Source organism: Pseudovibrio sp. Ad46 (genome assembly GCF_001623065.1).
In the GTDB taxonomy this organism is placed as follows: Bacteria; Pseudomonadota; Alphaproteobacteria; order Rhizobiales; family Stappiaceae; genus Pseudovibrio.
In genome coordinates, this window is the sequence record NZ_LMCG01000041.1 from 52,010 (window position 1) to 76,230 (window position 24,221).

Annotated in this window: 18 protein-coding genes; 10 read left to right on the plus strand and 8 right to left on the minus strand. The window is 51.5% G+C overall.

Features of this window, described 5'->3' with window-relative positions; all coding sequences use genetic code 11:
- The first annotated feature begins 37 nt into the window (after positions 1 to 37).
- From PsAD46_RS09445 to PsAD46_RS09480, 8 genes are all read left to right on the plus strand, one after another.
- Positions 38 to 1,489, plus strand: coding sequence for an NAD-dependent succinate-semialdehyde dehydrogenase (locus PsAD46_RS09445; RefSeq protein ID WP_063292215.1), 1,452 nt, complete (start codon positions 38 to 40; stop codon positions 1,487 to 1,489).
- A 14-nt stretch (positions 1,490 to 1,503) separates the two neighbouring features.
- Positions 1,504 to 1,881, plus strand: coding sequence for a carboxymuconolactone decarboxylase family protein (locus PsAD46_RS09450; protein ID WP_063292214.1), 378 nt, complete (start codon positions 1,504 to 1,506; stop codon positions 1,879 to 1,881).
- Between the two features lie 277 nt (positions 1,882 to 2,158).
- A complete protein-coding gene (locus PsAD46_RS09455) occupies positions 2,159 to 3,667 on the plus strand; it encodes an efflux RND transporter periplasmic adaptor subunit (protein WP_063306680.1) in 1,509 nt (502 codons plus the stop codon).
- Entirely contained in the window at positions 3,664 to 6,843 is a 3,180-nt protein-coding gene (locus PsAD46_RS09460; RefSeq protein ID WP_063306681.1) for an efflux RND transporter permease subunit, read from the plus strand. Before PsAD46_RS09455 ends, PsAD46_RS09460 begins: the two co-directional genes overlap by 4 nt.
- 120 nt (positions 6,844 to 6,963) lie before the next feature.
- Positions 6,964 to 9,423: a heavy metal translocating P-type ATPase gene (locus tag PsAD46_RS09465; RefSeq protein ID WP_208981752.1), complete on the plus strand. Its 2,460-nt coding sequence runs from the start codon at positions 6,964 to 6,966 to the stop codon at positions 9,421 to 9,423.
- A gap of 16 nt (positions 9,424 to 9,439) precedes the next feature.
- Positions 9,440 to 9,841: a Cu(I)-responsive transcriptional regulator gene (gene cueR, locus PsAD46_RS09470; protein ID WP_063292212.1), complete on the plus strand. Its 402-nt coding sequence runs from the start codon at positions 9,440 to 9,442 to the stop codon at positions 9,839 to 9,841.
- Between the two features lie 108 nt (positions 9,842 to 9,949).
- Positions 9,950 to 10,498, plus strand: coding sequence for a thioredoxin family protein (locus tag PsAD46_RS09475; protein WP_063292211.1), 549 nt, complete (start codon positions 9,950 to 9,952; stop codon positions 10,496 to 10,498).
- 187 nt (positions 10,499 to 10,685) lie between these two features.
- Complete coding sequence (locus PsAD46_RS09480; protein ID WP_063306682.1) at positions 10,686 to 12,803, plus strand: hypothetical protein; 2,118 nt, start codon at positions 10,686 to 10,688, stop codon at positions 12,801 to 12,803.
- 119 nt (positions 12,804 to 12,922) lie between these two features.
- Here PsAD46_RS09480 and PsAD46_RS09485 read toward each other — a convergent pair whose 3' ends face one another.
- From PsAD46_RS09485 to PsAD46_RS09500, 4 genes are all read right to left on the minus strand, one after another.
- The gene (locus PsAD46_RS09485) at positions 12,923 to 14,251 is read right to left on the minus strand and encodes a TRAP transporter large permease subunit (protein WP_057462465.1); all 1,329 of its coding nucleotides are present in this window, start codon (positions 14,249 to 14,251) and stop codon (positions 12,923 to 12,925) included.
- Complete coding sequence (locus PsAD46_RS09490; RefSeq protein WP_063287755.1) at positions 14,248 to 14,787, minus strand: TRAP transporter small permease; 540 nt, start codon at positions 14,785 to 14,787, stop codon at positions 14,248 to 14,250. Before PsAD46_RS09490 ends, PsAD46_RS09485 begins: the two co-directional genes overlap by 4 nt.
- Positions 14,788 to 14,864: 77 nt before the next feature.
- Positions 14,865 to 15,884: a TRAP transporter substrate-binding protein gene (locus PsAD46_RS09495; protein WP_063287756.1), complete on the minus strand. Its 1,020-nt coding sequence runs from the start codon at positions 15,882 to 15,884 to the stop codon at positions 14,865 to 14,867.
- Between the two features lie 41 nt (positions 15,885 to 15,925).
- Complete coding sequence (locus PsAD46_RS09500) at positions 15,926 to 16,456, minus strand: gluconokinase (protein ID WP_057462462.1); 531 nt, start codon at positions 16,454 to 16,456, stop codon at positions 15,926 to 15,928.
- A 110-nt stretch (positions 16,457 to 16,566) separates the two neighbouring features.
- On the opposite strand from PsAD46_RS09500, the gene PsAD46_RS09505 reads away from it, so the two are divergent.
- Complete coding sequence (locus PsAD46_RS09505) at positions 16,567 to 17,565, plus strand: LacI family DNA-binding transcriptional regulator (RefSeq protein WP_063306683.1); 999 nt, start codon at positions 16,567 to 16,569, stop codon at positions 17,563 to 17,565.
- Positions 17,566 to 17,592: 27 nt separating this feature from the next.
- Here the strand turns inward: PsAD46_RS09505 and dld are convergent, their stop codons facing one another.
- From dld to PsAD46_RS09520, 3 genes are all read right to left on the minus strand, one after another.
- The gene (gene dld, locus PsAD46_RS09510; RefSeq protein ID WP_063306684.1) at positions 17,593 to 19,278 is read right to left on the minus strand and encodes a D-lactate dehydrogenase; all 1,686 of its coding nucleotides are present in this window, start codon (positions 19,276 to 19,278) and stop codon (positions 17,593 to 17,595) included.
- A gap of 9 nt (positions 19,279 to 19,287) precedes the next feature.
- Positions 19,288 to 21,354: a TRAP transporter large permease subunit gene (locus PsAD46_RS09515; RefSeq protein ID WP_063306685.1), complete on the minus strand. Its 2,067-nt coding sequence runs from the start codon at positions 21,352 to 21,354 to the stop codon at positions 19,288 to 19,290.
- 102 nt (positions 21,355 to 21,456) lie between these two features.
- A complete protein-coding gene (locus PsAD46_RS09520) occupies positions 21,457 to 22,521 on the minus strand; it encodes a TRAP transporter substrate-binding protein (protein ID WP_063306824.1) in 1,065 nt (354 codons plus the stop codon).
- Positions 22,522 to 22,860: 339 nt separating this feature from the next.
- Here PsAD46_RS09520 and PsAD46_RS09525 point away from each other — a divergent pair, with 339 nt between their 5' ends.
- Positions 22,861 to 23,646: a FadR/GntR family transcriptional regulator gene (locus PsAD46_RS09525; RefSeq protein WP_057462458.1), complete on the plus strand. Its 786-nt coding sequence runs from the start codon at positions 22,861 to 22,863 to the stop codon at positions 23,644 to 23,646.
- Between the two features lie 74 nt (positions 23,647 to 23,720).
- Here PsAD46_RS09525 and PsAD46_RS09530 read toward each other — a convergent pair whose 3' ends face one another.
- Positions 23,721 to 24,206 (minus strand): DUF2478 domain-containing protein, encoded by a 486-nt coding sequence (locus PsAD46_RS09530; protein WP_057462457.1) that lies wholly within the window; start codon positions 24,204 to 24,206, stop codon positions 23,721 to 23,723.
- Positions 24,207 to 24,221 lie beyond the last annotated feature (15 nt).

Here is a 24,221-nt window from a genome sequence, read left to right on the forward strand (position 1 = left end):
GCCGATGTGACAACAATGAAAGACAAAGGGTGTCGCCATGGACCTGAAGCTGAACAACCCAAGCCTGTTGCAATCCGGTGCATATATCGATGGTAGCTTTGTTTCGCGCCAGAAAACCTTTGCAGTCAACAACCCCTCTACAGGTGAACTGATTGCCAATGTTGCCGATTGCTCGCGCTCTGATGTGGTCGATGCCATCACCGCCGCGAAGACTGCGCAAAAAGCATGGGGCAAACGCACAGGCAAGGACCGTGCACAGGTTCTGAGACGCTGGTTCGACTTGCTGGTTGAAAATGCAGATGATCTTGCAACCATACTGACCGCAGAAATGGGAAAACCGGTTGCAGAAGCAAAAGGTGAGATCCTTTACGGTGCCAGCTTCATTGAATGGTTTTCGGAAGAGGCAAAGCGTGTTTACGGCGACACTATTCCGGGCCATCAGGAAGACAAACGCATCATGGTGATCAAGCAGCCAGTCGGAGTTGTTGGAGCGATTACACCATGGAATTTTCCAAATGCGATGATCACCCGCAAAGCTGCGCCTGCACTGGCTGCTGGCTGTGCGATGATTGTAAAACCTGCTGCTGAAACACCTCTCTCCGCGCTTGCTTTGGCATTGCTGGCAGAGCAGGCAGGCATTCCGAAAGGCGTGCTGAGCATCCTTCCATCAACGGATGCCGTTGCAGTCGGTGAAGAGCTGTGCACCAACGACATTGTCCAAAAGATCAGCTTTACAGGTTCCACCAATGTTGGCCGCATTCTCATGCGCCAAAGTGCTGACCAGATTAAGAAGCTCTCCCTGGAATTGGGTGGGAATGCACCATTTATTGTGTTCAATGATGCAGATCTGGACAAGGCCGTTGAAGGTGCACTGATTTCCAAGTTCCGCAATGCCGGCCAAACCTGCGTTTGCTCCAACCGTATCTATGTACAGGATGGTGTTTACGACGCCTTCGCCAAAAAACTTGCGGATGCTGTTCGTAACCTGAGTGTTGGTGATGGCTTCCAATCCGGCGTGACTATCGGACCGCTCATCACAGAAGCTGCCGTTCAAAAGGTGGAATTTCACATCAAGAATGCACTTGAGAACGGCGCTAGTATTGTGTGCGGTGGTGAGCGCAGCGACAAAGGCGGCACCTTTTTTGAGCCAACCGTTCTTGCCAATGTGACCGGTGAGATGGACGTGGCAAGAGAAGAAACGTTCGGTCCGCTTGCTCCACTGTTCCGCTTCAAGGAAGTTGACGAAGCCATTGCAGCAGCGAACGATACCGAGTTCGGCTTGGCCTCTTACTTCTACAGCAATGATCTCTCCACGGTCTACAAAGTGGCGGAAGAGTTGGAGTACGGCATGGTAGGCGTCAACACCGGTCTGATCTCCACTGAAGTTGCACCATTTGGAGGCGTCAAACAATCCGGACTTGGCCGTGAAGGCTCCAAGTACGGCATCGAAGATTATGTTGAGATGAAATACATCTGCATCAGCGTTTAAGAGAGAAAATGATAATGTCTGACCGGTTTGAAATAGGCCTGAAACAGCGTAAATCCACCCTTGGCGCTGAGTACGTCGAGGCCAACCTGGCAAAGGCGGATGACTTCAATCGTCCGTTTCAGGAAGCCATGACCGAATGGTGCTGGGGTTTCGGCTGGGGCGATGACGCTATCGATGCACCAACTCGCAGTCTGATGAACCTGGCCATGATCGGCGCACTCGGCAAAATGCACGAATGGGAACTGCACTGCAAAGGCGCACTGCGCAACGGCGTCACGAAAGAACAAATCCGCGCCGCCTGCCACATCGTCGCCATCTACGCCGGCGTCCCCGCCGGAGTAGAATGCTTCCGCAGCGCAAGAAAAGTGCTGGAAGAGGCGGGGGAGTTGTAGAGCCTCTGTTACTAAGAAGTCTTTTTTGGAGCCCTGCTGATGATATCGGCAGGGCTTTTTTTGATTACGGCAAGTACTGGGCTTCAGTATCACCCTTGACCTTCCAGTCACTGGAAGGATTAGAATGTTGGATACTAAGTTGGGCAGTGCCAGAAGGAATAAAGAAAAGTGGTGCTGTTTTGTGAGCTTGGAGGGATTTGGTTGGGATGGTGAGTATCCCGGCGGTAGCAAAGCACCTTCAGGTCTGAATAGTGTTTTGTAAATCAGGACAGGACCGATGCGTCGTGGATACGCGGTTGTGGCTGGGCTTGCGATTGTAGCAAGTGTTTCGGCTGGGCTAGGGATCTTTATTGGAAGTTCGATGGACTGGACTTCTGACAGGGCAGGCAGTGCTGAAAGTGAAGTTCTATACTGGGTTGCACCAATGGACCCGAGTTTCCGGCGCGATGCACCTGGAAAGTCTCCTATGGGGATGGATCTTGTTCCTGTTTATGCAGGACAGGATGCTGAGCAATCTGGGAGTTCTGTTGTGTTGTCTCCAAATGTGATTAACAGCATCGGTGTACGCACGGCCACCGCCAGCGTTGAGCCTATCTCAGAGAAAATCGAAAGTGTTGGTTTTGTTGGCTATGACGAGCATCGTTCCAGCCAGGTTCACTTACGTACGGAAGGGTGGATCAAGAAGCTCAACATCCGTGCAATTGGTGATCCCGTTGAGAAGGGAGATTTGCTTTTCACTGTCTATGCGCCAGAGGTGACAGTTGCGAGTGCTGATCTGATCCGGGCTGTGCGCCGGAATGATAAGCAAACCGAGCAGAACATCCGGATCCAACTTCAGAATTACGGTATTGATGACGCCCAGATTGATGAGATGGCTCGGGCGAATACTCCGGCCAGGGTCTTCAAGGTGTACGCTCCTCAATCCGGCGTGGTGACCACATTGGAAGCGGCGGATGGCATGTATCTACAGCCGGATTCCATAGCACTTACTTTGTCTGATATGTCCTCTGTGTGGTTGATGGTGGATGTGTTTGAACAGGACATTGCCCGTCTGAGCAAAAACAGCGATGTGCTTGCGAGCTTTGAGCACCTGCCCGGGCAAGTGCTTGAGGGCCGCATGGATTATATCTACCCGGAATTGGATGCGGTGACGCGCACCCTGCCGGTCCGGCTGCATTTTGACAACTCAGAGGGTGTTTTACGTCCGAACATGTTTGGCCGTGTAACCATCATCCCATCAGAAACGCGACGTGCATTGACAATTCCAGCCAGCGCGCTGATCCGCACAGGTTCATCTGATCGGGTTATCCTGCAAACTGAGGAGGGCACGTTTCAGCCACGCATGGTGACGCCGGGCCTGACGGGGCGTTTTGGAGGAGGAAGCAGGACCGAGATCTTACAGGGGCTTGAAGCAGGGGAAGAAGTTGTAACCTCCGCTCAGTTTCTGATTGATAGTGAGAGTTCTCTTTCGGCGGGCATGGCCCGCATGTCTTCTGCGCAAGACGGCCCCATCTGGGTTAATGGCACAGTGATCAACTTTGATGCAGAGACAAACTCCGTCACCATTCGACATGATGCCATTGAGGAGTTGCAGTGGCCAGCGATGGAAACGACGTTTGCGGTCCGTGCAAACCTGAAGAACCACGCATTCCAATATGATAGGTCTATTGAGTTTGCTATCTCAAAGGGGGCTGACCAGCGCTTCAGCCTTGTCGATCTGCGAGATGTAAAAGATCAAGCGTCAAAAACAGCACCTGCTGATACGGTGGGGGCCGATGAAAAATGATTGGCTCCATCATACGTGCATCCATCAAGAACCGGGTGATCGTGCTTATGGCGGCTGTGATGCTGACGCTTGGCGGCATCTGGGCGCTGAAAGAAACTCCGGTTGATGCGATTCCAGACTTGTCTGATGTACAGGTCATTATCAAAACGCCATACGACGGACAGGCCCCTCAGGTCATTGAGGATCAGGTAACCTATCCTATCGCCACGGCCATGTTGTCGGTGCCAGACGTGATCGACGTGCGCGGGTTCTCGTTTTATGGCGATTCCTATGTTTACGTGGTTTTTAAGGACGGTACGGACCTTTACTGGGCCAGAAGCCGGGTGCTGGAATACCTTGCACAGGTTGGAGCCAAACTGCCTGAAGGCGTTACGCCAGAACTGGGGCCAGATGCGACAGGGGTTGGCTGGATTTTTCAGTACGCTTTGATTGACCGAAGCGGCCAACATGATCTGGCGCAGTTGCGCTCTTTACAGGACTGGTGGCTGAAGTACGAACTTCAAACTGTCAGCGGCGTATCGGAAGTGGCAACTATCGGCGGTATGGTTAAGCAGTATCAGGTGGTCGTCGACCCGAACAAACTGCGGGCCTATGGGGTGACCTTGCCCGCACTCATGAGCACGATCCAGAACGCAAACCGTGAGACCAGCGGCAGTGTGATTGAGATGGCTGAAGCGGAGTACATGGTCCGTGCGACGGGCTATATCCAATCTATTGAGGATCTGGAGCAAATCCCGCTCAAGGTGAATGAGCGTGGTGCAGCTCTCACCCTGAGCGATGTGGCAGACATCCGCCTTGGTCCGCAAATGCGCCGTGGTGTGGCTGACCTGAACGGCGAAGGCGACTCCGTTGGGGCCGTTGTCATTATGCGCTGGGGTGAAAACCCGCTGAGAACACTTGAGGGTGTGCATGCCAAGCTGGAGGAGCTGAAACCGAACCTGCCTGAAGGCGTGGAGATTGTGACCACCTATGACCGGGCTGGGGTGATTGAGCGAGCAATTGATAACCTAACCACCAAACTCTCAGAGGAGTTTCTGGTCGTGGTTCTGGTGTGTGCAGTGTTTCTCCTGCATCTCAGATCTTCATTGGTCATTTTGATTTCGCTTCCTCTTGGCATTTTGACGGCACTGCTGGTGATGCGTCTGCAAGGGGTGAATGCGAACATCATGTCCCTTGGCGGGATCGCTATCGCTATTGGAGCGATGGTTGATGCGGCCATTGTGATGATTGAGGCCATGCATCGACGGCTTGAGAAGGAACCGAAACCCGATAAGAACCGCTGGAAGATTGTCGCCGAATGCTGTTCCGAGGTTGGACCAGCTCTGTTCTATTCACTGGCGATTATCACCATCAGCTTTCTGCCGGTGTTTGTGCTGGAAGCGCAGGAAGGTCGTCTGTTCAAGCCGCTTGCGTTCACTAAAACCTATGCCATGGCGGCTGCGTCCATTCTCAGCATCACGCTTGTACCGGTACTGATGGGATATTTTGTGCGAGGACGCATTCATCCTGAGGCGAAGAACCCGGTCAATCGGTTGTGCATCGCCTTGTACCGGCCCGCACTTGCAGGCGTGATTGCCTGGCCCAAAACAACGATCATCTTTGCGCTGGTTCTGGTTGCGTCCATTCTTGTGCCGCTGAACCGGATTGGGTCTGAGTTCATGCCGGAGTTGAAGGAAGGTGACTTTCTTTACATGCCGTCACTGTACACCGGTGTTTCTATTGGTAAGGCGCGTGAGGTACTTCAGCAGACGGACCGTATGATCATGCAGGTGCCTGAGGTAAAGACCGTTCACGGCAAACTTGGACGCGCTGAAACAGCAACAGATCCAGCTCCACTGACCATGTTTGAGACCACCATTCAGCTCAGACCGCAAGATCAGTGGCGTGAAGGGATGACGCTTGAAAAGATCCGTCAGGAGCTGGACAAGTCAGTTCAGGTTCCGGGCCTTACAAACGTCTGGATCCAACCGATCAAGAACCGCATTGATATGCTTGCAACTGGTATGAAAACACCTGTCGGCGTCAAAGTGTCGGGGCCGGACCTGCAGGTCATTCAAGACATTGCAGTGAAGATTGAAGGCCTCGTGAAAGGCGTTGAGGGGACGCTGTCCTCTTACGCAGAGCGACCAAGAGGTGCGCGCTTTATTGAAATCGACATCGATCGGAATGCAGCCGCTCGCTATATGCTGAATATCAAGGATGTTCAGGATGTGGTGCAAACCGCGATTGGCGGAATGGATATTGCTGAAAGCGTTGAGGGTTTGGAGCGATACCCCATCAATCTGCGCTATCCTCAGGATTGGAGAAGCAGCCCGGATCAACTTGAGAAACTCCCTGTTGTGACACCATCAGGTGCGCATATTCCGCTTGGAGCTGTCTCTGATATCAACATTGTTGACGGCCCCGGTATGATCCGCTCAGAGAATGCGCGACCAACAGGTTTTGTTTTCATTGATATCGAGGGACGAGACCTTGGCGGTTATGTCAGCGAAGCACAAGAACTGGTTGCTTCCGAAGTTAAAATCCCTGCTGGCTACTCGATCACATGGTCAGGACAGTATGAGTATATCGAGCGTGTTCAGGAACGCTTACAGTTGGTTGCGCCCGTGACATTGCTGATCATCACTCTGATGCTTTTCCTCGCATTCAACCGCGTGGGTGAAGTGGCAATCATTCTGACGTCTCTGCCAGTCGCGCTGACAGGCGGTGTTTGGTTTGTTTACGCTCTGGGGTTTGACTTGTCGGTTGCCGTACTGGTCGGCTTCATTGCCCTGGCAGGCGTGGCTGTCGAAACAGCCATCGTGATGTTGTTGTACCTGAACCTTTCCTGGGACAAGCGCGTGGCGTTTGCCAGGAAAGAACACAAGGTCCTCACCGCAAAAGATATCCTTGATGCCGTTGTCGAGGGTGCCCTGTTACGATTGCGGCCAAAAGTGATGACCGTGGCAACCATCTTTGCCGGGTTGATACCGATCATGCTGGGCAGTGCAACAGGCTCAGAGATCATGAAACGGATTGCAGCCCCAATGGTTGGCGGCATGATCACCGCAACACTGCTGACACTCTTCGTTATTCCGGCAATTTATGTGCTTTGGAAGAGAGCCCTACTATCTGCCTTGAATAAAATCACCGCAGAAGAAGCCAGTGAAAGTCTGGAGAAAACAAAGACTAAGTGATGTTTCGCTGTCATTTACCTGATGGCCAAAGTCTTTTCATTTTCCTGATGATTTTAGTCTTGACCTTCCAGTCGCTGGAACCCTTAGGGTGCCTTCAATAGACAATGAAATGGTGAAATTATGTCCCACAGTTCAACACTGAAAATGCAAGTCGAAGGCATGAATTGTGCGTCTTGCGTCGGTCGTGTCGAGAAAGCACTCAAGAGTATTTCGGGTGTGGCGAACGCCTCTGTCAATCTTGCAACAGAAAGCGTACAGGTCAATTACGATGAGACCCTCACGCCGCAAGATGTGGCCGATGCGCTTCAGAAAGCTGGCTATCCAGCGCTCACAGAAAGCATCACCTTTGGTGTTGAGAACCTGAGCTGCGCGTCTTGTGTGGGACGAGCTGAAAAGGCTTTGCGAGCCGGAAATGGTGTTCTGGAAGCCAATGTTAATCTGGCAACAGAAAGTGCGACAGTGCATTACGCAGTGGGGGCGATAACACCCTCCGCGATTGCTGAACTGGTCACCTCAGCAGGGTATCCTGCTACATTGGACAAGACCGAGCCTGCTGAAGCAGCTCACCGCAAAACAGATGAGATCCGTCAGCTTAAGAGCAAGGTGTTGCTCGCTGCCGTGCTGGCACTTCCAGTTTTTCTTATCGAAATGGGAAGTCACTTCATTCCCGGCGTCCATATGCTGGTTGAGAACTCACTTGGTTTGCAGAACAGTTATTATCTGCAGTTCATCCTGACGACTGTTGTGCTCTTTGGACCGGGCCGACATTTCTACACCAAGGGCTTCCCGTCGCTCTTAAAAGGCGCACCGGATATGAATTCTCTGGTCGCACTTGGGACCTCCGCCGCTTATGTATTCTCTCTCGTTTCAACTTTTGCGCCGCAATTGCTTCCGGCGGGAACCGTAAACGTCTATTACGAGGCCGCTGCTGTAATTGTCGTCCTCATCTTGCTAGGCCGCTTTCTGGAGGCACGCGCCAAAGGCAGAACTGGCGAGGCGATCCAGAAACTCGTTGGCATGCAGGCTAAAACCGCGCGTGTTGAGCGCGATGGCGTGGCGACAGAAGTCCCGATTGAAGAGATCATTGTGGGTGATGTCATTCAGGTGCGCCCAGGTGAAAAGATCGCTGTGGATGGTGCCGTTGTCTCAGGTTCTTCCTTCGTGGATGAGAGCATGATTACAGGTGAGCCAATTCCGGTTGAAAAGGCCTCTGGTGACGATGTTGTCGGCGCAACAATCAACGGCACAGGTGCCTTAAGCGTGCGTGCAAGCAAAGTTGGCAATGATACCGTTCTCTCCCAAATCATTCAGATGGTGGAACAGGCTCAGGGTGCCAAGCTGCCAATTCAGGGATTGGTCGACAAAATCACATCGTGGTTTGTGCCAGCTGTGATTACTATTGCGATCCTCACCGTTGCTGTGTGGTTCTTGTTTGGTCCTGACCCCGCGCTTAGTCTTGCTTTGGTCGCTGGTGTTGCTGTGCTTATCATCGCTTGCCCATGTGCCATGGGGCTTGCAACGCCAACATCTATTATGGTTGGTACAGGCCGTGCGGCTGAACTCGGTGTTTTATTCCGCAAAGGCGATGCGTTGCAGATGCTCCAGGAAACCAAGGTGGTTGCCTTGGATAAGACCGGCACGCTCACTGCCGGACATCCGGAACTAACAGACATTATCCTGCATGAAGGTTTTGAGGAGGAAGACGTTCTGCGATTGGTCGCAGCTGTTGAGCAAAGCTCCGAACACCCCATTGCAAAGGCGATCGTGCAGGCCGTCGAAGAACGTGGCATTGCGCTTCCAAAACCAGAGAGCTTTAACTCTCTGACTGGATTTGGTGTCAGCGCGGTTGTGCAGGGGCACGATGTTCTGGTTGGTGCAGATCGGTTGATGGACCGTGAAGGCATTGCACTGGAACAGCTTTCTGTTGATGCAACCGTACTTGCAACTAGAGGAAAAACCCCGCTTTACGTTGCTATTGATGGAAAAATTGCAGCGGTAATTGCAGTTGCTGACCCAATCAAGAAAACAACTCCAGATGCGATCAAGTCCCTTCATGAGCTTGGCTTGAAAGTTGTGATGATCACGGGTGATAACCAGAAGACAGCCAACGCCATTGCAGCCGAACTTGGCATCGACAGCGTGGTTGCCGAAGTTCTGCCTGACGGTAAAGTCCGTGCGCTGGAAGACTTGCGTAAGAACGCTTCCGGTAAACTGGCCTTCGTGGGCGATGGCATCAATGATGCGCCTGCTTTGGCAGCAGCAGACGTTGGAATTGCCATTGGAACTGGTACTGATGTGGCAATTGAAGCCGCGGATGTCGTTCTGATGGCAGGAGACCTGAACGGTGTGGTCAATGCGTTCCACATCAGCCAGCAAACCATGCGCAACATCCGCCAGAACCTGTTCTGGGCATTCAGTTACAATACACTGCTGATTCCGGTTGCTGCTGGCGTGTTATATCCATTCGGTGGCCCGCTTCTGTCTCCTGTACTGGCAGCAGGTGCTATGGCACTTTCAAGCGTGTTTGTCTTAACCAACGCTTTGCGGTTACGCTGGATCAAAGCAACAACTGCGCATTAAGAGGGATGGAACGACGATGAATATTGGCGAAGTAGCAGAACGCTCCGGCATCCCGACCAAGACCATCCGTTATTATGAGGATATTGGGTTCCTTCATCCCAAACGGAATGAAAACGGCTACCGAATCTTTGAAGAAACGGAGCTGCACAAGCTGACATTCATCGGCCGTGCCCGTTCCCTCGGGTTCAACATCGAAGAGTGCCGGGCCTTGCTGGCACTCTATGAAGACAAAGAACGCGGCAGTTCTGACGTAAAAAAGATCGCGCAACAACACGTCAAAGAGATCGAAGCCAAAATCGCCGACCTCATCGCCATGCGCGACACACTCACCCACCTCATAACCGCCTGCGCCGGCGACCACCGCCCCGACTGCCCAATCCTTGATAATTTGAGTAACGGGAAGGGGGAGCCGCGGTGATCAGGAAATCGTGACCACAGGCCTGGATATTTTCATCCAGTTCTTATGGACAGTTCAGGCTTTCTTATGACAACCTCTAGGCAGATCAATTAGTTAAAGGGTGACATTGTGCTTCTGAATACTCCTGTTTGTGACTTTGGTTGGAAGGCTCCGGATTTTACGCTTAAGGACCCTGATGGAAACAGTTTCACCATGTCGGAGTGTATTGGTGAAAAGGGGCTCCTGGTTGCGTTTATTTGCAACCATTGTCCTTATGTGCAGGCGATTGGAGATCGGTTGGCGGCAGATACCAGCTTGCTCATCTCCGAAGGCTTTGGAGTTTTAGCAGTGATGTCCAATGACTATCATTCGGTTCCTGCAGATGCTCCGCGCAAGATGAAAGACTTTTCGAAACTGTATGGCTTTGAATTTCCCTATCTGGTTGATGAAAACCAAACAGTAGGAAAGAGATATGGTGCAGTTTGTACGCCAGACTTCTTTGGTCTCAACAGTAAAGGTGAGCTACAATACCGTGGCCGCTTAGATGATGCAGGATTTAACGACCCAGCCGCACGCAAAACCGAGCTTTTGGACGCTATGCAGTTAATTACTGAAACAGGTCGAGGACCTGAAGAACAGATCCCAAGCATGGGATGTTCGATCAAGTGGTCAAATTAGTTCCATAAGGTTGGTTCTGCGAAATTGGGTGTTTGGTTGCATTGAACTGCCTGGAACATCTGCGTTTTAAGGTGTGCGGCAATTATTGAAGCGTTCGTTAGTGTGGGTTGCATGTATCGATTGATACAGCAGAGGTTGTCTCTCTGATTTATGCAAGTGGTGTGTCCATTTTTTGAAAGACAGGCCATTGCCCAGCACCAGTATTGTATCTCAGCCGATTTCTCCGATCCTTCATACACCTGTTGAGGCTGAAGCAGCCGCGCAAAATGAGTCGGTTAAGCTTTATACATCTGATAAAGGCTCCTCCCTTGGTGTTGAAACGCAAGAGCAGTTTCTGAGTTTCAAGGGAAACCGGGAGCAGCAGCTTGAGCAGCTTCGAAAAGAGCTGCCGCAAGAGACGCTGAAATCGCCCTTACTGAATGGCACTGTTGCATTAAAAGCAGTCCCAGAAACTCTCCCTAAATCATATGACTGGGTTGGGGAGCCTGTAGTGGGAGATGCGCCAGATCTTTCGACATTAAAGCCAAATATTACTGAGAAGTTTGCAGAGGGTGAGAGCCATATCTCAACCTATACGACAGCAGATGGTCACAATCTGGTCGGTAAAATTGAGAGAACTGTCGCCGCCGGGCACCTGAAGGCTGAACTGAGTGCTTATAAGACAATTTATGAAAATGCAGGCGAGCACCCAAATCTAGGAAAAGTTTATGGGATGGCCTCGGTACCTTACGGTAGTTTGGTCAAAGAAGCCTTGGTGATGGATGAAGTTGTTGGCGATCGTGGCAGTGTCACCATGCGCAAGCTGAATCAGGCATGGAAGGCCGGGGATATCTCCAGCGCGCAATATTGGGGCAGTGTTCAATACATCGGGCAGAAACTGTTGGATGTTACCGGTCATATCAGTAAGGCTGGTTTAGTTCACAATGACATCAAACCAGACAATTACGTAGTGAGCGCAGAAACTGGTGAGCCTGTAATAATTGACCTTGGTTTACACTCCAAAGCTGGAGAGACAGCTAAAGGGTTTACCGAGGACTATAAAGCCCCTGAGGTACACCCGAGACATCCCCAAACTTCTGAAAAGAGCGATGTGTTCTCGGTTGGTGCAACCTTGCTTTCTGGCGTTGAACAAGGGCTTCGTGATCAGAACCACATGCCAAATGCTGGACTATGGCATTCAACGAAAATTAGCAGGGACGATGAAGGAAACGCAGTTAAGATCCCGGGGCTCGCGGCGGTTGAAACAGATTATTCCCGCTTTATGGACGGACTGCAAAACTCTGTTAATCAGCGTCCTGATGCCGCTGAAGCAGGTTCTCTTTCTTTCATCCAGGATAGTCTGATTGAGGAAGGTGAAGCCCGGTCTGTACTGAAGGATGTGGTTTCAAATCCTAAATATGATGGCCGAGGTGCGCGCTCTGAGCGGCAAGTGACTGAAAAAGACATTCGAAACTCTTTTGGTGATGTGCGTAACGTCTTGGTGCAGCGTGCAAAAAATGAAGCGCAAGGTGATGCTGCATTTGCGATTATCGAGCTGGGTAAGCAATGTAAAACGGTCATCAGAGCTGAAAAACAGGGCAATGCAGACAGTTCTGTCCTTGGGAGGCTGCGTGAACTGGTTTCTAAGACTTATCACACACTCTCTCAGTTCTCTGCTCATCACAATACAAGTGCGCGAAAGTCTGAAGCCTATGAGGTTTCAAGGATTCTATCGCATGAAGTTTCTGAGTTTAAGCAGTTTGGTACTCAGTTGACGACTGAGCCCAAGCTAAAGAATTTGCATGAGTTGGAGCTGCTGGAGACCCGCCTATCCGCCGTTTTGGACTTAACTATTCCTGCTGGTAAGCAGTCTAAAATGCCACCAGACGATGTGTTGGTGAGCCTTTATTATTTGACTGGTAAACAGATTGAAGTGCGAGATGCTATTTCTCAGCTAAAAGAAAGCCAGGAAAAAATAGAAGCTTATCAGCAAGCTCATAGCGAGCAGGATCTCTCTTGGTTACCTGTGGCAGAAGATGCCTTGCAAACTTTTGAAGCGACGCACCCGCGAGTTGTAAGCAGCTGGGGTCATGAAGCTGAATTGCATGCCAAAGTTAATTCAGAAAACGCGCAAAAGGCTTGGGAGAAAGTTGAACATCTGCAGCCTGAGCTGGAACGTTTGTCTGAAGACTTGAAATCTGTGCTCGCTTTGCTTGGCCCGGGTCCCTACCCGACAGATCGCTTGGGCGCTTTGAGAGAGGATTATTCTCAGAAACTGGGCACTGTCGATACGTTGCTTCGTTTAGAACGAGAGTGGGTGATCTAGCATAATACTGCAGATAAAGATTATGCAGCAGTGGGTCACTGCTAGAAGCACATAGGCTTAAACAACAAAAGAGCCTGCGGCGGTCGCAGGCTCTTTCTTCAGCTTGGTTATTGTTTTTGTTAGCTGACTGCGATGCCGGGGAAGATGATCAGCAGGGCGACGGCTACGATCTGAATCATGATGAATGGCAGCAGTGCTCTGAAGATTTCGCCCAGACTTATATCGGGTGGCGCCACACTCTTCAGGTAGAAGGCCGCGGGTCCGAATGGCGGTGACAGGAAGCTCACCTGCATGTTCATGGCAAAAACAACGCCGAACCAGATTGGATCGTAACCAAGCTGTGAGACGATTGGCACGAAGATCGGCATGGTAAGCAGTGCGATGCCAACCCAATCCAGGAACATGCCAAGCACGAACAGGATGAGCATCATGAACAGGATCACGACGGTCGGATCGTCGGAGATACCTGTGATCAGCGCCTGAACAAAGCGGATACCACCCATCAAGTTGAACACGCCGACCAGTGCAGAGGCCCCTACTCCAATCCAAACGATCATACCAACAGTTGATAAGGTCTGCTTAGCTGCCCCCATGATGAGCTTGACTGAAAATTCACGGCGGATGATTGTTGAGATGGTTACGCCGAGCACACCGATGGCAGACGCCTCGGTCACACTCGCGATGCCGCCATAGATAGAGCCGAGAACGAACACCACAACGAGGATCGGGAGAAACAAGCCTTTCAGGAGACGCATTTTTTCAGCGATTGGGATCTCACCAGCTTCCGGAATTGGTGCGACTTCAGGGTTGGAATAGGCGCGGATCAGAATATAGGCGGCGTACATGCCTGCAAGCATCAGGCCTGGGAAGAACGCTGCCGTGAACAGGTCTCCGATAGAGACACTCGCTGTCAAACCGTAGATGATCAGCACGATGGATGGCGGGATCATTGTACCCAGTGCACCACCTGCACAGCAGACGCCAATGGCAAGTTTGCGGTCGTAGCCAAGACGCAGCATCTGCGGCAGGGCGATCACGCCAAGCAGAACAACTTCACCACCGATGATGCCAGACATGGCTGCCAGAACAACAGCTACGAGAAGCGTCTGGATGGCGATGCCACCGCGCAGACGCCCGCCAACGAGGCGCATGGCGTCGAACAGGTCCTTGGCTATGCCCGATCGATCCAGGATCGCGGCCATAAGCACGAACATGGGAACGGAGACGAAAACGAAGGAGTTCACAAAGCTGAAGATGCGGCTGACGATCAGCGGCACAGCGCCCGGGCCGAACCAGCCCAGTGCGAAAATGAGAGCAACAAGCAGTGTGACGAAAGCAAGAGGCATGCCCGTCAGCAGCAGCAGAAGCAATGAGCCGAACATCAGAACCGTAGCCAGCTCGATGCCCAGAGCTTTAAAATCCGGGATCAGGACGAGTAAATCGGTCATTTTTTCTTAGCGTAGTTGACGGCCAGAATTGCAAATTGCAGGCACATGAGAATAAGGATACCAAGCAGGAACAGCTTTAGCAGACCTGGTGTTGGCGGGTTCCATGCAGAGCCGGAGGTCTCCAGACGGAAATCACCGGCGGGTGTCCAGATTGCGCGTTTTACAACGAGCCAGCCTGCCCAGGAGAACAAGGCGCTGGCGAGTGCACAGGCAATGGAGATAGCAACGTTGAAGACACGCCGAAGCTCGGGAGAGAGTGCATCGTAAATCAGAACCACACGGATGTGTTTGTTCGTCGATGCGCAGTAAAGACCACCAAAAAGGAATGTTGTCGCCGTCAGGAAGATGACGGTTTCGTGGGCCCAAATGGTTGGTGAATTAAACAGATACCGCATTGCGACTTCAAAAATCAGAATTGCCGCAGACGATACGATTGCAAGTGAAAAGAGTGCGCTGAGTTTTGCAATTATGCGCCCGAACAGCCCCGCTTCAGGTATAGCTCTTTGGCCAGCGTCTTTTTCTTCGTGATCTGACATTCACCCTGCCTCCCCGCTAGGTACCGAACCGTCGGGGAACTTGACGGTCCGGTATGTTTCACGCGATTTAAATCAGCTTACTGAGCAAGCAGACCTTGCTCTTTCAGGTAAGCGGACAGTACCGCGTAAACGCGTTTTGCGTTATCAGACTTCTCAGCAACTTTCTCCCACTGAGAACGTGCAATTGCACGGAACTTAGCGCGTTCTTCTGCAGACCAGTTGTGAACGGTGATGTTTGGATCTGCAATAGCTTCTGCTACTGCAACAGCATCACGCATGGACAGCTGAGCAGTCATGTCACGTGCGAAGTCACGAACAGACATTTCCATGATAGCCTGAATGTCGGCTGGCATGCTGTCCCATGTTTCTTTGTTCATGGAAACTTCAACCAATGGCATGGAGTGGAAGCCTGGGTACACCGGATGACCTGCTACAGCATGCATGCCCTGCTGGTGGTTGGTTGAGAACACTGTGTAGTCTGCTGCGTCGATCACGCCTTTATCCAGTGCGGTGAACACTTCAGAACCTGGCAGGTTCACAGGTGCTGCGCCTGCAGCAGCGAATACGTTCTGTACCAGACCTTCTGGTGCACGCATTTTCAGCCCCTTCAGGTCATCAACGCCGTCCAGAGGAACCTTGGAGATGAATGCTTCAAGACCTGGAGTGGTCGCACCGATGAACTGAAGACCATATGGGTTCAGCAGTTCGTTCATCAGCTGCTTGCCGCCGCCGTACTCCATGAAGTTGAGCATTTCGGATGGAGAACCGTATGCACCAACCGGGTTTGCGATCAGACCGAAGGCTGCATCTTTACCGGTGAAGTAAGAGGTGTCGGTGATGTGACCGTCAATGATCCCTGCTGCAACAGCGTCCTGAGTTTCAGTGTGCTGAACGATTGTGCCAACTGGCAGCATTTCAACATTAACGCGGTCGTTGGTAAGAACGCCAACACGTGCTGCCCAAGCCTGCTGAAGTTCAAAGTTTGGGTTACCAGCTGGGTCAGAAGACTGGAAACGCAGAGAATAATCTGCTGCAAGTGCCGTTGTGGCGGTGGATGCTGCAATGACTGCTGCAGCTGCAAATTTCAAAAACTTCATACTCACAGTACCTCCCTGAAGAGTATTCGATATTGGCGGCCTTAGGCCACAGTTTCCGGCATGATCTGGCGCAAAATTTGATTGATGATGTCAGTTTTAGCGCCACTCACGTCGACGTTGATGTGCAGCTCGTCCAAAGACGGAGGCTGCAAAATTTCTAACTGGCTGTCCAGCAGCTCAAGTGGCATGAAATGATCTTGCCGATTGAGCATTCTTTCGCGAATGATATCTTTTGATCCTGAAAGGAAGATAAAACAGGCATGAGGCAAATAAGTGCGGATGATGTCACGGTAAGACCGCTTAAGGGCGGAACACGCAACAACAACAGCAGGTGTTGCTTCTTGTTTGTTTAAGTCAACGATCGCTTGCGAAAGATCATTCAGCCAAGGTCGGCGCATGTCATCCGTTAACGGATGTCCCCGACCCATTGCTTCAATATTGCCTTCAGGATGAAAATCATCGGCCTCGACATAGGTCGCCGGTAAACACGTAGCCAAAGCGCGTGCCACTGAAGTTTTGCCGACGCCACAAACACCCATGACGACAAATACTGATTTTTTATAGTCTTCCACGGCCCTAATTTTCCTCCTAAGAGAATTTGATCATAAATGATTGCGCAATCATTTTGCAAGAGGTATCTGAAATATCTACAAAGGCGCTCAGGAATAGGGAGAATTTTTTGATGCCAAAACCAACGCTTGTAGATGTTGGACGAGAAGCTGGCGTTAGCGCAATCACAGTTTCCCGCGCACTTCGCTCACCGGAAAAGGTGTCTGAGGCATTGCGTGCGAAAGTTGAAATTGCTGTGAAAAAACTTGGCTATGTGCCAAACCAGTCTGCTTCTACTCTTGCGTCAAATAAGTCCAGCTCCATCGTGGTTATGGTCCCTTCCATCTCCAACAACGTGTTCACTGATGTGCTTGGCGGAATCAGCGATGCGTTGCACGGATCGCGCTTCAATATGCAGATCGGTTACACCAATTACGACTCGCAGGAAGAAGAACGCATCCTGCGATCATTCCTGAACCCTACTCCCTCCGGCGTGATTATTTCTGGTCTTGAGCAAACTGAAGAAACCAAGCAAATGCTTGAAAATGCAGGTGTTCCTGTTGTGCAGATTATGGACATCAGCCCGAAGCCCATCGATATGATTGTTGGTTTCTCACATGATCAGGCCGCAGAAACGGCGACGCAACATCTGATCGATTCGGGTTACAAAAACATCGGCTTCATTGGTGCGCAAATGGACCCGCGTTCTCTGAAACGTCTGGCTGGCTTCAAAAAAGCAATCAAAGACAATGGCGAGTTACGTGAGCAGTGCATTGCGGTGACGAACGAGCCTTCCAACGTGCGGTTGGGTGCAACCCTGCTGGATAAGCTCACCTCGCAGTTTCCCGAGTGCGATGCAGTTTTTTGCAACAACGATGACTTGTCTGTGGGTGTGCTGTTTGAATGTCAGCGACGTGGCATCAAGGTTCCTGAAGAGCTTGGCATTTGCGGTTTTAATGATCTGGGCATCTCATCAGAGACCGTCCCAAGCATCACCTCAGTTACCACTCCGCTGCGAGAGATCGGTCGTCTTGCTGGCGTGATAGTGATTGGCGAGGAAGGTGCGCCTTCGACTCCGATTGTTGATTTGAGCTACACAATCTCCGCACGCGAGAGCACGAAAAGAACGTAAGCCAGAGTGCTTACTCTGGCTTTTTTATCAGTGGTAGTGTTTGCAGCGGGATGTTTTACCAAGACCCGGATTGAAGCTGTTTGTCGGGTCTATGGACTTATAGAACTCGACCAGATCCGGTTTCGCTTTATAGATGTGTCCGACATTGTGTTCCGCCGGATATTCAGCGCCGCGTGTGTCTAAGATCTCAAGCATCTCTTGCTTGAGGGCAGCTACATCCACGCCCTTTTTGACAATGTAATCCTGATGCAGCACATGGCACATGAAGTGGCCGTAATAGAGCCGGTGGATCAGCTTGTCTTCGATATGAGCGGGTAATTGCTCAAACCAGCTGCGATCATCCCGACGTAATGCGATGTCCAGCGCAAGAATGTCTTCCGCCGCATCTTCATGCACCGCTTTGTAACGTATTGCAGCACCTGCCGCAGCAAAGCGGTGAAGCGCAGCCATCTTGCCCTCCTTCGCATCACAGGCGAAAAAGTCACCTGAGCATGATGTAAAGAAGTCCTTCAGGAAAGTTCCCGCTTCATCGATGCCTTCATCGCTCATCTTTAGGATGAGATGGTGTTCATAATCTCTGCGGTACCGGCTCATGCGTTTTGGCAGAACATCCGGCCAGACCTTCGCAAGCACTTGCATAAAGCGGTCCGTCAAGTTCTTTGGGAGAAAGTTGACCTTGTTCAGGTAAGCATCCACCGCCCCCTTCAGAGCAAAGAAAGTCGGCAGGCGATCTGTACCGAGGTGGTTGATCATCACCACGGTGTCTTTGCCGTACTTCTCTGAGATGTCATAGGCCTCGCGGTGCATGTATTCTGCTGAAACCGGAAGACTCTCAAAGTGCGACAGGATATGGCGGCGCAGTTCAGTCAGTTCTGCCGGATCATTGGTGCCGATGTAGAAAGTCTTTTCAGCACCCGCTTTGGGGAACGTATCCAGACGAACAGCAAACACGCCAAGCTTACCTGCACAGCCGCTGGCCTCATAAAGACGGCGTTTATCCGCATTAAAACGGGCTGGTGTGGCAGCATCCACATCGCGAACACGGCTGTGGTATTCGCTGTCTGACGCTTTCTGGTTGGTGTCCTTCACATCAGCAGGGACGTAATTGCCACTTTCCAGATTGCTCAGAATCTCCTCAGCTGAGTTGCCAAGTTCAATACCAAGATGGTTGACGAGAACCAGTTCGCCATCCGCATTGAGTTGAGCGAATAAAGAAAGCTCGGTGTAGGACGGGCCGCGCTCAATGAGCGATCCGCCAGAGTTATTGCATACACCGCCAATGATGGAGGCACCAATGCAGGACGAGCCGATCACCGAGTGTGGCTGGCGGCCCAGTGGAGCCAGCATTTTCTCCAGATCAAACAAAGTAGAGCCGGGAAAGCTGATGATTTGCTTGCCGTCATTCAAAGCCTGAATCTGAGTCATCCGGTTAGTGTTGATGAGCACCACATCGCGCTCATACGTCCCCTTGGGCGTCGAGCCTTCCGTCAGTCCTGTGTTCGCGGCTTGCATGATGACGATCTTGTCTGCCGCAACACAGGCTTCCAGTATCTTCCATTGCTCCAACAGTGTGCCGGGACGTACGACTGCAATCGCCTCCCCTTCTCCAGAGCGGAACCCTTTACGGAACCGCTCTGTCTTTTTTGGGTCGCTGAGAACGTAGCGAATGCCAACGATACTCTCAAATTGCTTGATCAGGTCTGCGTTGTTCATCTCGGCATCCTAATAGGCGACGGATGGCAGCCATGTGGCCAATGGAGGCAGGAAGTACACCAGCATCAGGCCCAGCAACTGCAGCAGCACGAACGGAATGATACCGCGGTAGATGTCTGTCAGCTTGATCTCCGGTGGGCACACACCTTTGAGGTAGAACAAGGCGAAACCAACGGGCGGTGTCAGGAATGAGGTTTGCAAGGTCACTGCCACAAGGATCACGAACCAGATCAGCGCAGGCTCATCAATCACGCCGTAGCCACCAATGTCGAGACCAAGGCCATTGATGATCGGACGCATCAGAGGCAGTACAATCAGGGTGATCTCAATCCAGTCCAGCACGAAGCCGAGCAGGAACACGATGAACAGGATGAACAGAACTGTTCCGTTGGCACCAAAGCCGGTGGAAGCCACCATTTCTTCAATCAGTGCATCACCACCCATCTCACGCAGGACATAGGAGAAGATGGTTGCGCCGAGGAAGATGGCAAAGATGTAAGCGGTGGTGTTGAAGGTGGACTTCAGCACGTTGACCAACTTGCGGAATGTAAGCTTGCGGTAGCCGAGTGCCAGCAGAGTTGCGCCGAGTGCTCCGATGCCGGAAGCTTCTGTTGGCGTGGTCAGGCCTGCGAAGATAGAGCCCAGCACGGCGAGGATCAGCAACAGGGTTGGCAGTGCCGCGATCAAAACATCCTTGATCGCATGCCAGTCTGGTGCCTTCGCGCCTTCCGGTACTGGTGCTGCATCGCGTTTAACCAGAGCAACGACGAAGATATACACCAGATACAACATCCCAATGATGATGCCCGGGAAAACGGCTGCCATGAACAGGTCACCAACGGACAGAGCCATCTGGTCTGCCATGATCACCAGCATGATGGAAGGTGGAATGAGGATGCCCAATGTACCGGAGGCAGACACCACGCCAGCCGCAAGGGACTTGGAGTATTTCTGCTGCATCATGGATGGCAGAGACAGCACACCGAGCAGCACAACAGATGCCCCGATGATGCCGGTGGAAGCTGCAAGGATGATACCGATGAGCGTTACTGTGATGGCAAGACCACCGCGCACTGTGCCGAACAGCTTCTGCATGGAGGTCATCAAACGCTCAGCCACACCGCTTTCGTCCAGCATCAGTCCCATGAAGATGAACATAGGCAGAGCGACAAGAACCGCGTTGGACATGGTCGCGTAAACACGGTTCACAGTAGCGCCCAGTGTCAGATAGTCGAGACCGGTGAACGTGCTCTCAAGGCCGGTCCATGCCATGTGGTCGTTATCAAACAGATAAGCCAGACCGCAATACGCAATGCCGACACCTGCCAGAACCCATGCAACAGGGTAACCGGAAAAAAGAAGCGCGATGAAGCTCAGGAACATCGCGATGACGAGTTTCTCTTCAGTGGTCTCGACGAGGAAAGACAAGCCATACGCAACAATAGCAAAGCCAAGGAATGCGAGGAGGATCAGGCGGATGCCCTTCCCTTTCCGCTCGCTCTCACTGTCGACCCAGATTGCGTGAACATCGTGGATGAGGCGGGCGAGTGCTGCAACTCCCAGCAGAACAAAGCTTAGCGGGATGACTGCTTTGAGTGCCCAACGCGCAGGCAGGCCAGTTGGGCTGGAGGAGCGTTCGCTCACGCGGAAACTGTCGTAGAAATAGTCGTAACCCTGATCCACCATGAGGTAGATGAAAGGAACCAAAAGCGCAGAAATGCCGATGATTTCAATGAAACGCTGTGTCCGCGGGCTTAACTGCATGTGCAGCAGATCCACCCTTACGTGGCTATCTGTGACCAGCGCGTAAGAGATGCCCACCATGGTCACCAGACCGTAGATGTGCCACTGAAGTTCATCAAGCTTAGGGAAGTTGTAGTTAAACAGATAACGCATTGTTACCTGAGTGACGATTGCAAGGATCAGCAGCAGGTTGGCCCACATTACAATGTGGCCAACGCCTTTTACAAAGTGATCCAGTGCAACGGCTATGGGTTGTTTGTCAGTGTCTTCGTGCTCGAGAATTTCTTCAAAGAGCTCAATTGGATCTGAAGTGTCCTGAGGATTTTTTATCATAGCATTCACTCTTGCAGGTCAACGCCGCAACTATCTGGTCTGGAAGGCTGAGGCCAATAGTAGAAATGGGAGCGGCAAGGAAAAGCCGCTCCCAAGTTTTTATTACTTACGCGGCAGGAACGCGTTTTCTTTCCAGATTTTGTAGCTATCGCGGAACTGGTTGAGGTCAGTCAGAACCTTTGCGAAGAATGCATCGTTTGCAGCTTCTTCCTGAGCAACGTCGTTCCATGTTGAACGGAACACGTCGAGCATTTCAGGAGACCACTGCTTGATCTGAACGCCGTTGTTGTTGACGTTATCGAGCAGAGCTTCGTGCTGGATTGCTTCACCTTCAGCAAAACTGTCGGTGACAGATGCCTTACATGCGTTCTCGATGATCGCTTTGTGGGTGTCGCTTGCTTTGTTCCAAACGTCTTTGTTGATCAGCAATTCGAAGACGGTGGCCTGCTGATGCCAACCTGGGAAGTAATTATACTTTACCAGTTTGTGGAAGCCGAGGCGTGCGTCAATGGCAGGCATAGAGAATTCGGTCGCGTCAATCGCGCCTTTCTCAAGCGCCGGGAAGATTTCACCGCCTGGCAGCAGAGAAGTTGCAACGCCGAGCTTCTGCATGACTTTACCGCCAAGGCCGAAGAAGCGCATTTTTAGGCCCTTCAGGTCTTCAGGAGAGTTGATCTCCTTAGCGAACCAGCCGGATGTCTCTGGAGCGATGATCGCACATGGCATAACTTTTACGTTGTAGCCAGCCTGATCGTACATTTCCTGGTACAGGGACAGGCCGTTGCCGTAGTAAAGCCAAGCCGCATATTCACCAGCTTCCGGGCCAAAAGGAACAGCAGAGAACAGTGGAGCTGCAGGAATTTTACCAGCCCAATAGCCCGCTGTTGTGTAGCCGGAATTGATTTTGCCTGAAGAAACAGCGTCGAGAATTTCAAATGGTGGAACCAGCTTGCCCGGCTCATACACCTTCATTTTGATGGTGCCGCCAGACATCAGCTTCAGCTGGTCAGCGACACGAGGAATTGGGCTTCCCAAACCTGGCAGAGAGGTAGAGAAGGCAATTGGTGTCTTCAGCAGCAGCTTGTCGGCTGCGTTTGCGATAGGAGCTGCAAGCACAGATGCAGCTACAGAGGCGGCGAGAGCAAGGCTTAAGACAGATTTTTTCATGGTTCCTCCAATTGGCATTCGGCTGCTAAACGCGCTTTTGCGCTGTCCTCCCAAGCAGCTGACTAATGGTAAATAATATTGACCTCTAAAATAAATCAAGAAATATATTTTACAGTTTTAGCCGTTTTTCGGGCTTGACACGCGGGTAAATACTAATGGTGTGGATGCGTAGGATTATTGGGTTTGTATACCTAAGGGATAGAAAATTCGCTGTAAAACAACGTATTAGTGCGTAATACATGCTTTGATATATCAATATTGTGGCTCTCGGCGCTCTTCCCCTTGAATTGGAAAATAAAATCGACCAATATTGGAATTGTGACCGGCAGGAAGTGTAAAATGGTGTCTGTAGATTATCTTTTTGAGCCTATCGACCACGATACAGTGGTGGATTCTGTAACTGAGCAGATTGAGGGACTCATTTTGGCCGGCGTGCTGAAAGAGGGGACGAAGCTGCCCTCTGAAAGAGATATTTCTGAGCGTATGGGTGTCTCTCGTCCGAAGGTTCGTGAAGCGCTGAAGCGACTGGAGGATTCCAACCTTATTGCTATCCGTCACGGTGAAGGATCGTTCATAGCGCCTCTTATCAGTGCAGCTATGAGCCCTGCCTTGATCAATCTGATCAGCCGCAATCAGACGGCTTTTTATGACTACCTTGAATATCGACGCGTTCAGGAGGGGTTTGCAGCTCGTCTGGCCGCTGAGCGTGCAACCAAACTGGATCTTGAGCGACTTGAGGCTATTCTCGTAAACCTGCGGGAAGCGCAGGCCAATGGCGACGATATTGCTTCAAAGAAGAATGATATCGCGTTCCATTTGGCAATTGTGGATGCAGGTCACAATGCCATGCTTATTCATATGATGTCTTCCATCTATGAGCTGACGCAGAAGGGTGTCTTCTATAATCGCGAGTTCTTGCGCTCTATTGATGGGACTGGGGAGCAGCTGTTAGAGCAGCATGAGGAGATCGGCAGGGCCATCTTCACGCGAAATGGCGCAAAGGCTGAAGAGGCCGCGCACCGGCACATTGATTTCGTGGAGACATCTTTCCGCCTCGGACAAGATCAACAGCGCCGTGAGCTTATCTCCTCAAAACTCTTTGCATTGCAAAGAGGTGAAGAATAATTACCACTTTTACGTACTGGGAATAGAGAGGAGCATTCGCAAACGCCGTAGCGAATGATCCATGTTATCAGTGCCTAGCGATTTTCAACCCAAGCGGTGAGATCAGCAACGTTTGGCTCTACGAACTCTGCCATTCCGCCGGAGAATTCTTTAAAAGCATCGATGTTGATGTGGTTGGTACCAACAAGGACAGATGCTCCGCTTTCCAGGGCTTTCACGATCAAATCACGAAAACCGCTGCCATTGGCCTCCTGCTCACCAAACTTGTTCAGGATAAACACGTCAAACGGCTCGTCGATCCGCTGAGTAACTTCACCTGCAGCTTGCGCGAGGGCTGACGTGTCTAATCGGCAGCCGGAAGACTCCTTGCCAAGGGATTGTGTGATGGAGATCTGCGGTCCGTCTGGGAGGACCAAAACGTCCATGTCGCAGCGATGGCGATCTTCGTTGACCGTATCTGCCTGCACGATACCGCAAGTCCGTATGCCGTTTTCCCGAAGTTTCTCGGAAAGCTCTGTCAGCACCAGTTTCCCTTTTGGTAGGGTGTAAGCAATTCTCATCTGGGGTCTTCCTTG

Excerpts from the sequence above, each read along its gene's own strand:
- PsAD46_RS09445 (WP_063292215.1), top strand. The coding sequence starts at position 38 with ATGGACCTGAAGCTGAACAACCCAAGCCTGTTGCAATCCGGTGCATAT.
- PsAD46_RS09450 (WP_063292214.1), top strand. The coding sequence starts at position 1,504 with ATGTCTGACCGGTTTGAAATAGGCCTGAAACAGCGTAAATCCACCCTT.
- PsAD46_RS09455 (WP_063306680.1), top strand. The coding sequence starts at position 2,159 with ATGCGTCGTGGATACGCGGTTGTGGCTGGGCTTGCGATTGTAGCAAGT.
- PsAD46_RS09460 (WP_063306681.1), top strand. The coding sequence starts at position 3,664 with ATGATTGGCTCCATCATACGTGCATCCATCAAGAACCGGGTGATCGTG.
- PsAD46_RS09465 (WP_208981752.1), top strand. The coding sequence starts at position 6,964 with ATGTCCCACAGTTCAACACTGAAAATGCAAGTCGAAGGCATGAATTGT.
- cueR (WP_063292212.1), top strand. The coding sequence starts at position 9,440 with ATGAATATTGGCGAAGTAGCAGAACGCTCCGGCATCCCGACCAAGACC.
- PsAD46_RS09485 (WP_057462465.1), bottom strand. The coding sequence starts at position 14,251 with ATGACCGATTTACTCGTCCTGATCCCGGATTTTAAAGCTCTGGGCATC.
- PsAD46_RS09490 (WP_063287755.1), bottom strand. The coding sequence starts at position 14,787 with ATGTCAGATCACGAAGAAAAAGACGCTGGCCAAAGAGCTATACCTGAA.
- PsAD46_RS09495 (WP_063287756.1), bottom strand. The coding sequence starts at position 15,884 with ATGAAGTTTTTGAAATTTGCAGCTGCAGCAGTCATTGCAGCATCCACC.
- PsAD46_RS09505 (WP_063306683.1), top strand. The coding sequence starts at position 16,567 with ATGCCAAAACCAACGCTTGTAGATGTTGGACGAGAAGCTGGCGTTAGC.
- dld (WP_063306684.1), bottom strand. The coding sequence starts at position 19,278 with ATGAACAACGCAGACCTGATCAAGCAATTTGAGAGTATCGTTGGCATT.
- PsAD46_RS09515 (WP_063306685.1), bottom strand. The coding sequence starts at position 21,354 with ATGATAAAAAATCCTCAGGACACTTCAGATCCAATTGAGCTCTTTGAA.
- PsAD46_RS09520 (WP_063306824.1), bottom strand. The coding sequence starts at position 22,521 with ATGAAAAAATCTGTCTTAAGCCTTGCTCTCGCCGCCTCTGTAGCTGCA.
- PsAD46_RS09525 (WP_057462458.1), top strand. The coding sequence starts at position 22,861 with ATGGTGTCTGTAGATTATCTTTTTGAGCCTATCGACCACGATACAGTG.
- PsAD46_RS09530 (WP_057462457.1), bottom strand. The coding sequence starts at position 24,206 with ATGAGAATTGCTTACACCCTACCAAAAGGGAAACTGGTGCTGACAGAG.